The 13854-nt window shown below is 48.0% G+C and carries 5 protein-coding genes and 2 tRNA genes; 4 read left to right on the plus strand and 3 right to left on the minus strand.

The window, feature by feature from the left end; translation table 11 throughout:
• Positions 1-12 precede the first annotated feature (12 nt).
• Positions 13-1692 carry a hypothetical protein gene (locus tag EIZ48_RS04365; RefSeq protein WP_160648872.1) on the minus strand — a complete coding sequence of 560 codons (1680 nt, stop codon included), beginning with the start codon at positions 1690-1692 and terminating at the stop codon, positions 13-15.
• A 189-nt stretch (positions 1693-1881) separates the two neighbouring features.
• Complete coding sequence (locus EIZ48_RS04370; protein ID WP_160648873.1) at positions 1882-2772, minus strand: LysR family transcriptional regulator; 891 nt, start codon at positions 2770-2772, stop codon at positions 1882-1884.
• Between the two features lie 179 nt (positions 2773-2951).
• Between EIZ48_RS04370 and EIZ48_RS04375 the strand changes: the two genes are divergently transcribed.
• Positions 2952-4208, plus strand: a complete 1257-nt coding sequence (locus EIZ48_RS04375) for an adenylosuccinate synthase (protein WP_160648874.1) — start codon at positions 2952-2954, stop codon at positions 4206-4208.
• 116 nt (positions 4209-4324) lie between these two features.
• Here EIZ48_RS04375 and EIZ48_RS04380 read toward each other — a convergent pair whose 3' ends face one another.
• Entirely contained in the window at positions 4325-5449 is a 1125-nt protein-coding gene (locus tag EIZ48_RS04380; protein WP_160648875.1) for a M14 family metallopeptidase, read from the minus strand.
• Positions 5450-5728: 279 nt separating this feature from the next.
• Between EIZ48_RS04380 and EIZ48_RS04385 the strand changes: the two genes are divergently transcribed.
• The 3 genes from EIZ48_RS04385 to pulA all read left to right on the plus strand — a co-directional run bounded on the left by EIZ48_RS04385 (position 5729) and on the right by pulA (position 13792).
• Positions 5729-5819, plus strand: a tRNA-Ser gene (locus tag EIZ48_RS04385).
• 41 nt (positions 5820-5860) lie between these two features.
• Positions 5861-5937 (plus strand) — tRNA-Asp (locus EIZ48_RS04390).
• 1666 nt (positions 5938-7603) lie between these two features.
• The gene (pulA, locus tag EIZ48_RS04395) at positions 7604-13792 is read left to right on the plus strand and encodes a pullulanase-type alpha-1,6-glucosidase (RefSeq protein WP_160648876.1); all 6189 of its coding nucleotides are present in this window, start codon (positions 7604-7606) and stop codon (positions 13790-13792) included.
• Positions 13793-13854 lie beyond the last annotated feature (62 nt).

The raw sequence follows: 13854 nt of genomic DNA on the forward strand, positions 1-13854 counted from the left end.
GTTTATTGGCGGTTAACCAAGCCACGAAAGCCAGTTTTCACGCTCATTCCGTGCAATATTCAGCTTGTCATGAAGAATATCAGCAAGCGCCTTTCTGGCTTTGTTGTTGGCACTACCGGCAGCAATCGCTTTCACGCACAAGACACCGAACACGCCGAGCAGTGCATACGGGATCACCAGTAATTCTTGCATGTAGTTGGCAGAGAAGTAGAAGTAGAGCCCACCAGCGGCTGCCAGAAGAAGCAAGTTTACTGCTTTTGTCGCCCCTGTTTTGTCAAGCTGGGTAATACACTCTTTCTGCCACAGATCATCTTTAGTCAGGTTAAAGTAGTACTGCTGGAAGCTGGTCTTGTCCTGATCACCGAAGTTTGCTTCAGCAAAACCAATCATTACATGGTCACCAACATCGGTGCTGCCAAGTTGGGTACTACCTGGATTATACGGATATTCCTTACCATTAAGTGTACGAATGACAAGGTAGCCGTTGATGTTCGAGCGACGGTGGTTAACACTGCTCACTACACGTGACTCAGTACGCGTAGTATGGCCGTAGCCATTCTTATAGGTTGTTGTTTCAATCTGCTCTTCAGTCCAGCTGTTAATGTTGGATGTCAGATCGCGGTCGATCACTGTGCCAAACAGCACATGGCCGTTTAGTGTGCCAGTCGCAGAGCCAATGGCGTATTTATGCGTATAATCAGTCGCTTCTGAGTACAGGGCTGGAGAGACTTTTTCAATCAAGCGTTCCTGCGCTGAAATTGTCGACTTTTGCTGCACTGTTACTTCAGTACTTTCCCCGCTGTCACAGTTTGCTTCTGTTGTTGGCTCTGGAGCCACATTGCTGCTGCTACCACACTTAAAGCAATAGCTTGATGAGGATGGAATGCGGGTATCGCAGTCAGGGCAGATACAGTCGTTTGACTGGTAGATACGCTTGATGTGCGTTGCCTGTAGCTCGTTGGTCTGGCAGCCAAGCATACGTTTCAGGTAATGCTTGATTGTACTGTGGAGCTCGGTTTCTTCCTCGAAGCGCGCCTTGTCTTTACGAATGGATAAGGTTGCCAAAATACCCCAGAGTACAGCGCCGATAACAAGGAAGCTATCCATGGTCATGTAGATACGCTGGCTGTCGATAAACCAGAAAAATAATCCCATTAGAATCGCACTTCCTAACAAGGTGCTGAAAATGCTGCTGGAAATATTGCGTGGTGTCGGATCATAGATAGGATCCAGGCTTGAACGCTGACCTTTGTCGTTGTGAAGAACGACTGCTGGTGCCCAGTCATCGTTGGTGACAATTTCCTTGGAGTCTTTGCCTAATACTTTGTAGGTTTTCGTTGCCGGGGTTGGGCGGAAAACAGTAATAATGTCGCCTTTGTTCAGGCTGTCGAGGAAGTCATCTTCGGATGAAAGTGTAAGCTGACGTTTGTTTTCACCGTCATCAAGGGTTACCCACCAACAACCGACTTCTTTGTTATTTGATTTATTCCTTAAGATACGCTTATAGCGGTGCGTGTCGGTCATGACACCCGTAAACACCTCGGCGTTTGGCAGCTTTTCGTGAATCTTGGCAATTTCAGAATCAATATCACGACACTGGTTGATGGTCATTTTCGTTTGATGCTGATCACCGCATTGTGGGCAATATGAGTCGGAAAGATAACGTGCAGACTCGCACTTTGAACAAAGCATACAACTCCTTGGTTTTACTTAATATGCAGATTGTTATTAAGAAATTGGTCGCGCATAGTATCAGTGAGGTCTTGCTATATCAAATATTTCAATAGCTTATGTGTTATATGTAACATTCTGTGAAGTGGCGAGTAATATCAAGATTGTTCCCGGTAGCAGAATTTATATGCAACCATTACACAAAGGCGGCTAGGTATTTACCTGCTGTGACCGGACAATTTCTTCGTTTACCCAGTTCAGTAGCTGCTTGATTGCCCGGGATAGTACCTGATTTTGCCTGACGATATAGCCGAGACTGGTGGTCGGGAAATTGGGCAGTGGAGTGATGGTTGTTTGCAGATTGAGCTTGGGATGGAGGGAGAATTCCGGCACTATCGCCACCCCGAATCCGGCTTCGGCCCAGTCGATTTGGGCATCGACACTACCAACCTCCATCACCCGATAACTGGGGAGGTTGAGTGTCGGCAGGGCGGCATCAAGGAGATCACGGGTACGGGTATCGTGGCCGAGCAAGATCAGTGTGGGCTCTTCCTGCTTGTTTGTCTGGATTCCTTGCTGCCAGCTTTGCAACCCATTACCGAGCGCGCACCACTTAACCTGTTGTAATTCGGTAAAATGCAGCGGTTGGCTTTCCTTCTGTGCCATCACGAAGCCCAGATCTGCCTTGGCGCTTTTTACCAGTTCGGCAGCCTGTGACGAGGTGGTGTTGAGCAGCGACAAATCAATGCCTGGAAACTCCTGTTTGAACGACTGGAATGGTGAGATAAGCAGTAATCTTGAAATGATGTCACTGGCGGCGATCGTCAGTGTTCCCTGACACAAGTCGTTGATAGCATTGAGATCGGCCTGGCAAACCTGTAACTCCATCAGGGTATTTTCTGCACTTTGCAAAAGTCGTTCGCCGGCCTGTGTTAACCGAAACGGATTGCGTTCAATCAACTTTACTCTGGTGGCTTGTTCTAGCTGTTTAATATGCAGGCTGACATTAGGCTGGGTCATGTGTAGCTCGGTTGCCGTTTTGCCGAAATGCTCCAACCGGGCTAGGGTCACAAAGGTGTTGAGCCAGTGAATATCTAACATGGGGATCCTGTGATTAGTTGTGGGAATGAGAAGCTCGAGGTGATATTAGCTCGCAATATTCTACGCCGCTCTCAAAATAATCCCATATGAGATTCTTATCAAGGTGATAACGATTATTAATTTTTCTTATTTTCAATCGAGGCATAGGATAGTGGCATCGCTTTTGAGGAGAGTAAATCATGTCGTCTATTGTTGTTGTTGGTGCTAACTGGGGTGATGAAGGTAAAGGCCGTATCGTTGACTATTTAGCCGATCAGGCTTCAGCGAGCATTCGTTTCCAGGGTGGCAATAATGCAGGTCATACCGTGGTGAATGACTTCGGTACATTCAAGCTGCACCAGCTTCCAAGCGGCGTATTTAATCCTGACTGTATTGCGGTGCTAGGCCCAGGCATGGTGATCAGCCCGGCGCCATTAACCGAAGAATTGGCTGAAGTAAAAGCAGCTGGCGTTAACGTCAACATGCGTATTTCAGACCGCGCGACACTTTGTCTTCCACTCCACGCTATTGAAGACACACTAGAAGAAGAGCGCTTGGGTGATGGGGCTTATGGTTCGACACGTCAGGGCATAGCACCCGCTTATGGCGACCGAGTGATGAAGAAAGGTATCTTGGTCGGTTGGCTCAAGCAGCCTGAAGTACTGCGTGAACGTATCCAGTTTATGCTGGACTGGAAACTGCCACAGCTTAAGGCGTTGTATCCGTCATTTGAATTTGAGCAGACGGCAGAAGAGATGACCGAGTGGTTGCTTGAAGTCTCGGCGCCTTGGCGCGATGCGATCTGTAACGTTACCCTGCCTCTGAAAGAACTGCAGGCAAAAGAGCAAAATCTGTTGTTTGAAGCACAGCTGGGTGCTGGCCGAGATTTGGTTTACGGCGAATACCCGTGGACGACATCATCCAACGTGATCTCAACCTACGCAGGTATTGGTAGCGGTTTGCCGGCACTGCGCCCAGAGCGTGTCATCGCGGTTGCTAAGGCATTCAGTTCATCTGTGGGCACCGGTACCCTGATCACGGCGATGGAAGAGCAAGATGCATTCCGTGAGTCAGCCAACGAATATGGTGCAGTGACCGGTCGTCCGCGTGATATGGGCTATTTTGATGCCGTAGCAACACGTAACGGGGTGGAAATTCAGGCAGCGACCGAGATTGCGCTAACTAAGCTTGATTGCTTGAGCGGCATGGCTGATCTGAAGATCTGTGTTGACTATGATGGCGAGCACAGCGAGAACCCAATTTGGCCGCAGACGGCTTCACTTGCGCCAGTATACGAGCAAATGGAAGGCTGGAGCGAAGATATTACCGGATGCCGTACATTCGAAAGTCTGCCAGTTGCCGCGCAGAAGTACGTACTGCGTATCGAAGAACTCATGGGTGTACCGGTCAAAATGATTTCGGTAGGCCCGGAGCGTGAGCAAATGATTAATCGCTAAAACAGCGGTTGATGTAGTTGTTCACATACCCAGGGAAGCAATCAGGCTGGCCAGCAATGGTCAGCCTGTTTGTCATTTGGCGCTTTTTGCTATTTGAGGCTTGTTAACTTTGAAGCCTAAATATCATCCGTAACAGCCAGTACTGCCGCCAATACATCCTGACCAAAGGCTACGCTGCGCTCTGGCGACCAGCCGTAGAAGCTATCGGGATGAAGGATATGATCCTTAAATGGCATCTCTACCGTATAGGACAGGCATTTAAACTGTTCGGCCACCCAGCAGGAGCCGATAGTCAGGTTAGCGTGGCCCGGCTTATCTTTGTCATACCCATGCTCGTCCTGGAATTCAGGGGTAATGGTCAGCAGGGCCTGCTTGAATTTACTCTCCAGGCTTGCCAGCCTTTCGTCATAGGACGGGATCCCTTCACTGCCTGCAACGAAGTTGTACGGAATAGCCTCGTCACCGTGAATATCCAGGAACATATCAACACCGCTTTTCAGCATTTGCTCCCGAACCAGGAACACTTCCGGGCTCTTTTCTATTGATGGCGTCTGCCATTCGCGATTCAGATTCACGCCGACGGCATTGGTACGTAAGTGTCCGCGAATACTGCCGTCCGGGTTCATATTCGGAACGATATAAAAGACCGCCTTGTCGAGCAGGGCGCGACCAGCGGTGTCGGTTTCATCCAGCAGGCGTTGTAGCAAACCTTCGATAAACCATTCTGCCATGGTTTCGCCTGGGTGCTGGCGGGCGATAATCCAGATATTTTTCTTCTCATCCGACGGCTTGCCGATTGTCAGCAAGCTCATGTCGTTTCCGTCAAGGGTCGAGCCAAGGGTTGTCAGCTGACAATTAAAGTGAGTTTGTGCCTGATGCAGCAGGTCTTGGTGGCGGTCGTAGCTGTAAGGAGCAAAGTAGGCAAAATACATCGAGCCGTATTCCGGAATCACTTTGAAGCTCAGGGTATCACCGTCGAACTCGGCCGGAATGCGGAACCACTCCTCGCGATCATACGACGCGACCACATCGTAGTCCTGCCAGCCTTCCGGATAGGCGGACTTGGCCAGGTTCAGCAGCTTGATGTGGTGCTCAGTCTGAGCTCGAGTTTCCAGACGAAAATGAAACCATTGGTAGAACTCAGATTGGTTGTCACAGGGAATGGTTAGCTGGATATCTTCGGGGGTGTCGGCTTTGACAACATGGATGTTGCCACTTTCAAAGTTGCTGAATATTTTCATCGTTGTAGTTATCTATTTTTGAGTGAAGGTTCGAGGTTAGCATAACTATAGCCGCTGCATAATCAATTGGGTGTGATGAAGAGGGGGGCCGGGGTACAGTTAAGTGTTGTTGGGCTGATTCGTCATAAGATGTGTGTAATTAATAACCGTGACAGACATGTTTTGTCCTGAACAGAGATAAATAAGAAATAAATCATCAAAAATGGTTATCTGTTGAGCAGTTAACTATGTTGATACTTTACAACGGCCCAAGGGCTGCGTATCATTCACCGCACTTACGGAGAGATGGCTGAGTGGTTGAAAGCACCGGTCTTGAAAACCGGCATACGTTTGTAGCGTATCTAGGGTTCAAATCCCTATCTCTCCGCCACATTCTAGAAATTGGGCACAAGCCGGGTTTCGTACAGAATTGGAGCGGTAGTTCAGTTGGTTAGAATACCGGCCTGTCACGCCGGGGGTCGCGGGTTCGAGTCCCGTCCGCTCCGCCACTGACTTAAGCCTGATGCGAAAGCGTCAGGCTTTTTTCATTTAACGCTCCCGGAAAGTGCTTCGCACTTTTTCGCGGGCCGGAATGCCGGACCATCGAGTCCCCGTCCGCTCCGCCACTACACTGAAGCCCCGTCAGAAATGACGGGGCTTTTTTGTATGCCTTGAGTTAGGGTTCGCCCTACGGTCGAATGAGTCCCGCTTGATCGCAAGCCCGGCCGTTCCGCCACTACACTGAAGGCTCAGTCGAAAGACTGGGCCTTTTTTGTATGCGTTGAGTTAGGTTTGTCCTGCGGTTGAAACACTGAAAAGTATACTTCAGGTTTATTTAGTCGGCAGTGAAGGCTATTTATGGTTCTTCTATGAAACTTATCTAATAATTATTATGCATCTAATTTATTAGAAAGTATAAGAAGCATCTAAAATTACCAGTGTGCTTTATTTACCTATTAGCATATAAAAAGTTGTTGGGTTAGTGATGGTCCACAATAGAGTTGTATTTTTATTCAAATTATTTATACAAGTGTTAACGAAGAATCGATTGAAAATTTAATAATATGAAAGAGTGTTAATAATAAATCACCACGATAAAAAAGAGAAAAAGTATTTAAGTTTTTTATAAATTAGCCGTTAGAATAAGGTACACACATTAAAAGTATTCACTATGATCCGAAGTTACGCTTTATTTAGCCAAAAATACAAGAAAAGTCATTGCTTTATAGTCAGTGCACTGTTGCTCACTATTGTTGTGAGTATAATATTGCTTCTATCTGAGGAGAAAATAATCTTCTTACTTGGCTTAATCATACCCGTATTTCCGTTAATCATTATTGCCAGAGCCTCTGAATATAAAAGAAAATATCTTAACGACTAGCAATAATACTCTCTGTTTATATATTTAAATGCGAATGATTCTATTTTATAGAATATCTGTATGCGTTTGGCTTAGCTCTGGTTTCATAACGTCATTTTCAATTACTAATTCTAAATTATTGAAAAAATAGGATTTTTATAAAAGGATTTATGATGTGGGTAGATGGTAACGATTAACGTTATTATTTAACACGGTTTACCTCGCCTAGTATTATCATGCTGAAATGAATTCGGAGTGATGTCCCTAGGCTTGTATTGGTTCAAAGTGGATATTTTTACACCAAATAAAACACATCGTTCAATATGAAAATTAGAGCCATCCTTTTGGTGGCTTTCACAGCATATGGGTAGTTTTATGCGTACCTGACGCATACTTATTTTTTTACTTGGTTTAGATTGTTTATTATCCATAAGGTCCAAGTTTTCTGCAGTTTATCCAATGTACTTTTATTGATTAACAGCACAAATTTGTCATTATTGTTGATTTGCTTAAAATGTTATTTATTTTCATAACACTCTCATTTTGTCGAACTAAAGGTGACAGCTATCGCGAACTGTTGGTTTATCTTGTAAATCAATTAAATAAATAGACTTACAAAGAGTGACTCTCGTCAATTCTTTAGTTTCTACGCCTCTATCCTCATCCCCCTATCGGTATCCTGATAGGGTGAGGAAATGTATCCCCTTACTCTTATACCCTTTTTTTATGTGTAAAGGTGAACAGTGCGCAGTTTCCTTTCGTTCTCGTTAGGGCGTGTTTTCACCGGTGCCTTTTATAAATCAATGGGTAGAACAATGAAAACGAACCTAACCAAGCTGACCGTTGCCCTAGCATCGCTCGGTGTGATAGCGGGTTGTGGCGACAATGACACAGGTTCAGTGTCACCTCAGCCGTCAACCCAGCCGGTAACACAATTAAGTGTTCAGGCAATGGATGGCTATTTGCAAAAGGCCCAGGTATGGCTGGATGTGAATGGTAACTTCAAGCTAGATACTAACGAGCCACAGGCGACAACTGGTGCAGAAGGTAAAGCGACTCTGGATTTGACCCAATTTAATGGTGATCCGGCGCACTATTCGCTAATGACCAAGGTGCTGAAAGGGCAGACTATCGATGAGGACAACCCTGGCATTGCTGTTACTCGTGACTATGTGATGATGGCTCCTAAGGGTTACCAGAAAATCAGCCCGGTAACGACCATGATTGGCCTGAAAATGGCTGAGGGTGCCTCGGAAGAAGAGGCTCTGGCTGCAGTGCGTAAAGAGCTGGCTCAGCCTGAACTGGATCCAAAGCAAGACTATATCGCATCTGATAATACGCTGCTTGCCCAGTCGGCACGTGCTATTGCCCAGCTGTTACCTGAGCAGATAGAAACAAATACTATTGCCGAGCAGAAAGCGGCGCTTTCTCAGGGAGCAACAGCGCTTGGACAAGAGATTGATGCCCAGCGTAAGAATAATCAGGAACCGAACCTGAAAGATAAAACGTTAGTTAAAGATAAAGACGGAAAACCAGCTGTTGCTGCTGACAGTGATAATGACGGTTTTGCTGACGATATAGATCTTTTCCCAAACGATCCGAATGAAAGTGCTGATTTTGATAAGGATAAAATTGGCGATCATGCCGATCTGGATGATGACAACGATGGCTTCAATGACAGTGTTGAGTTGCGCCTGGGATCGGATCCTTATGATTCAAGCTCAACACCGCCAGACTTTGATGGCGATAAGATTGCCGATGCAGATGATCCTGATGACGACAACGATACGTTCAAAGATACCGAAGAGCTAGAGGTTGGAAGTGATCCCAAGAATCCGCAGTCGACACCGTTGGACTTGGACGGTGATGGTTGGTCGAATGCTGATGAGGAGCGTCTAGGCTCAAGCAGCAAAGATAAAGCGGATCAGCCTGCTGATCTTGATGGCGATAAGATCGCCGACGTGGACGATGCTGATATCGATAATGATGGTGCAGACAACAAGAGCGATGCATTCCCACGTGACCGATTTGAGAGTCTTGATACCAATGGTGATGGCCTAGGTGACTTTGCCTCAAGTGATGACGATGGTGACGGCATTCCTGACAGTATCGACCCTGATCCTAAAGGGACTGACAGCACGCCGGACAAACCTGCGCCTGAATACACGGAAGCGGTGATCCACTACAAGCGCGCCGATGGTAATTATGATGGCTGGGGCCTGCATATCTGGAACAACGACACTTGTGACAGTATTGCCGATAGCGCGCTGGAAGGTGTGTCTTGGGGAACGCCTTTCTTGCCAACCGAGATAAGCAACGAATATGGTGCGGTGTATAAGCTGCCGCTGAAGGCCGGCCACTCTAGCTGTATGAATTTCATTGTCCACAAGGGTAACGACAAAGCGCTAGGCGGCAATGATCTGCAGCTCGATTTTTCCAAGGGCGATAAGATTTACACCTTTGACGGTAACAGCACGCTTTATTATGAAGCGGTTACCGAAGTTCCGGTGAAATTGTCCGGGGCATCAGCGCATTGGTTGGATCTCACCACATTCGCCTGGTTCGAAAATAGCGACGCGAGCCGTTACGAGCTGTGGTCTACAGACAAGGGTAACGGTGATATCACTAAGCCCGATGATTTTACGCGAGCAGCGCTTAGCCAGTCTGGGGTGATTAAGAATTCGAAGTTCCCGCACCTTGCCGGTCGGACGGCGTTCACTCTTGATGTCGAAAGCGATGCTGCCAAAGCATTGCTGAAGCAGCAGCTTATTGCTGTCGCGATTGATGATAACAACAAAGTTGTTGCAGCAACCAAGGTTCAAATACCGGGAGTGGTTGATCAGCTCTATACCGCAGGCAAGCAGGATGCGGATGAGGCTCGACTGGGATCATGGATAGAGGCTGGCGAGGCCAATTTTGCGCTATGGGCCCCAACAGCAACTGATGTTGAGTTGTATTTATACGGTGCCGATAAGTCGTTACTGGCAGAGTCGCCTGTTACCTTGACAGAGGATCCGGCTACCGGGATCTGGCACTATAAAGGCAGTGCTGATCTGAAAAATGTCTTCTATCGCTATCGGGTTAAAGCCTACCACCCTAAAACTGGCCATATTGAGTGGATGACGACAACGGATCCGTATTCGTTATCATTAAGCACTTCGAGCCTCTATTCACAGCTGGTTGATCTTTCCGATCCGGCCGCTAAGCCTGCTGGCTGGGACGCTCAAATGATCCCGACTCTGGCAACTCCGGAAGAGAACATCATCTATGAACTGCATATTCGTGACTTCAGTGCCAGTGATAGCAAGGGAAGTCCTGAATATGACGGTAAGTATCTGGCGTTCACCGAAGAGGAGCGTGACAGTGTCAGCCATCTTAAGAGCCTTAAGGAAGCAGGCCTGACAACAATCCACTTGCTGCCAAGTTATGATTTGGCATCAATTCAGGAAGATACTGCCAAGCGTGTCGATCTCAACGATACCGTCGAGAAGCTCTGCACAGTGAATCCTAAAGCCAATCTGTGCAGTGACGGTACTTCGCGTTCATCAACGATTCTTGAGCTTTTGGAGAAAATCGACCCGACTACCGGCGGTGCGCAGGCTCTGCTGGCAGATATCCGACCGCTGGACGGCTTCAACTGGGGCTATGATCCATTCCACTACAATGCGCCAGAAGGTAGCTATGCGGTAGAAAGTGACGGCGTCAGCCGGATCAAAGAATACCGTAGCATGATCCTCAAACTGCATGAGCTAGGCTTCAGAGTTGTACAGGATGTCGTCTATAACCACACCTTCTCATCGGGTCTTTATGATAAATCGGTACTGGATAAGACTGTTCCTGGGTATTACCACCGCCTGAATCCGGTAACGGGGGCTGTCGAGAACTCAACCTGTTGTGACAATACAGCGTCAGAGAACCGGATGTTTGAGAAGCTGGTTGGCGACAGCATCATGATGTGGGCGCAGGACTATAAGATTGATGGTTTCCGCTTCGATTTGATGGGCCACTTGATGAAGTCGAGTATGGTGAAAGTCTATGATCAGGTGAAAACGGTTGATCCGGATAACTGGTTCTATGGTGAAGGTTGGAACTTCGGCGAAGTCGTCAACGGTGCACGTGGCGAGAATGCCACCCAGTGGCCAATGGCCGGGACAGGGATTGGTACCTATAACGATCGCCTGCGAGACGGTGTACGAGGTGGTGGTCCGTTCGACAGCGGTCTTGCCTTGCTACAAACGCCGGGCTTTGCCAATGCCGGTGATCGTTTCGATGCCAACCTGAAGTCAAAAATGGATCTGATCCGCTACGGCATGACGGGTAACCTTCAGGCTTATCCTCTTGAAACCTCGACGGGTATCACCGTAAATGGCCGTGATTTTAACTATGGCGATCAGGGTGCTGCGTATACTTTGGATCCACAGGAATCCATTAACTACGTATCTAAGCACGATAACCAGACCTTATGGGATTTTAACCAGTACAAGGCAGATCCGAGTGTAACGGTTGAGGATCGTGCGCGGATGCAGATTGTAGGTCTGGCACCGGTTATGCTGGGGCAGGGGATCCCGTTCCTGCATATGGGCTCGGAGTTGCTTCGCTCCAAGTCCATGGCGCGTGATAGCTACGACTCCGGTGACTGGTACAACAAAGTTGATTTTAGCAAGCAAACCAATAACTGGAATGTGGGTCTGCCACGGGCAGACAAAGATCAAGCCAACTGGGAGGCGATCAAGCAAGTTATTGCCAACCCGAACACTCAGGCTCGCCCGCAAGATATCGAATGGACTGATGCTCGCTTCAAGGAGCTGCTGAAGATCCGCTCGACGACGCCATTGCTTAAACTGAACACTGAAGACGAAGTACTGAAACGTGTTCGTTTCCACAACACCGGAGCATCATCCGCGCCGGGAATGATCGTGATGAGTGTGGACGACGGTGTTAATGCTGGTGCTGATCTTGATGTCAATTATCAGGCGTTGGTTGTGGTGATTAATGCCAACATCAAGACCCAGTCGGTAACGCTTAACGGCACAACTGGATTTGAGCTTCATCCAGTGATGGCAAGTTCTGCCGATAGCAAGATCAAACAGTCGATCTTTACAAATGGCACTTTCGAGGTACCGGGATTGACTGCGTCAGTGTTTGTTAAACCACAAGGCGGAGATCAAGGTGAAGGGCTTGGCGGCGAAACCAAACCTGTGGTGAAAGCCCCTTATGGCAGTGAAAAGATCTTTGTTCGCGGTTCTTTCAATAGCTGGGAGCAAGATGCCGAGATGCAATATATCGGCGACGGAAAATACTTGTTTGAAAGCTATTTTGAGCCGGGAGTGTATGAGTTTAAGATCGCCTCGGGAGACTGGAGTACGGTGAACTTAGGCTTTGATCAGGTTAAATCCGGTGACGGTTCGGTCAGCTTTGAAAAGAATGGCGATAACATTCGTATTACGGTAACTGAGCAGGGCGTGTGGCGCTTTGAGCTTGATGCCAGCAATAAAGATCAGCCTTCCGTGGTGGTGAAAGGTACCGGTACTGACTTTGCCTGTTATGGCGGCGACAATAAAGCCTGCGAGCTGCGGATGTATCAGGTGATGGTTGAGTCATTCGTCGATGGCGATAGCAGCGCCGATTATAACGAAGGGTATGGTCCGTCCCACCACCGTGGTGACCTGCAGGGGATCATTAATAGCCTTGATTATATCAAGAGCCTTAATGTGAATGCGCTGTGGCTGACTCCTGTGTTTGACTCCTGTGCAGGTTCGGCAGGGGATAACAAGCTGGATGCAACAGGTTACTTCGCTTGTGATTTCTTCAATGTCGATCCGAGTTTCGGAACTAATGAACAGTTGAAAACCTTGATTAACAAGGCCCATGAAAAAGGTCTGTATGTCTTCCTCGACGGCGTTTTTGGCCACACCAATAAGGTAACGGTGAAACCATCGCCAACAGGCAAACTGCCGACGTTGAAATCGGGTGGGTCGAGCTATCCGGGCCAGCTGGTAGTTTACCCTGACAGCGATAGTCTGGCGTTCTTTAAAGAGGTGGCAACGCACTGGATCACCGAGTACGACATCGATGGTTGGCGCTTGGATCAGTCCTACCAGTTGCCGTTAGCTGAGTGGCGTGAGATTCGTACCGCGGTTGAAGCTGCTTCTGCTGATAACAAGGCTGCAGGCAAGACTTGGGGTACCTTGGGTTACATGGTCGGCGAAGTATGGAAAAGTGCAGGGGAAATTGCAGCGACGACCTACGGCACCGACAAAGAACCGGCGCTATCTTCAGCGTTTAACTTCCCGCTACGATACGGTTTGGTTAAAGCTCTGGCTGTGGAGGAATCAGGGGATTCCGGTAACGCAACCGGGATCAATGCATTCTGGAACAAGATCGAAAACTACCCATACCATGCAATGCCTAACCTGATGCTGGGCAACCACGATTTGGTGCGCTTTGGTGATTTGATCCAGCGTGGCAATAAAGGTGAGTACTTCCAGCGTCATAAGGCGGCGTTTAGCTTCATGGCGGCTTGGTCTGGCCCAATCACCTTCTACTACGGTGACGAGATTGGTGATGAAGTTGACGGCTTTGCTGCCAAGGTCTCTGATGACTGCGCATCGCAAGGACTGTGTGATGATCATGTCGCACGTTCAAGTGCCAAGGTTGAAGGGGTAACAGGCGTCACACTATCGGCCGAACAGGCAGATTTGAAGGCTTGGCTTAGCAAGGCGATGGCGGTACGTGCTGCTACTCCTGCATTGTATAAAGGTAAGCGCCGTAATCTGTTGAGCTCAGAGACTGTGTATGCGGATCTGAAGCAGTACGGTGATGAGCAGGTTGTGTACGTACTGAATACCTCTACCGATGAGCAGAATTTCGAGCTGGATATGAGCAAGGTGAAAGCGACCAGCCAGCTAGTCGATCTGTTAACGGATGAAGTGATTGTAACGGGAGATCAGAAGACGACTATCACAGTCCCAGCCCTCACAGGTCGGCTGTTGAAAGTTAATTAATCGAGCTCTATCACACAGCTATCATCCTGATAAAAAAGAAAAAGGTCTGCCTCGGCAGGCCT

The sequence above is a fragment of the Photobacterium alginatilyticum genome (assembly GCF_009910675.1).
GTDB classification, from domain to species: Bacteria; Pseudomonadota; Gammaproteobacteria; order Enterobacterales; family Vibrionaceae; genus Photobacterium; species Photobacterium alginatilyticum.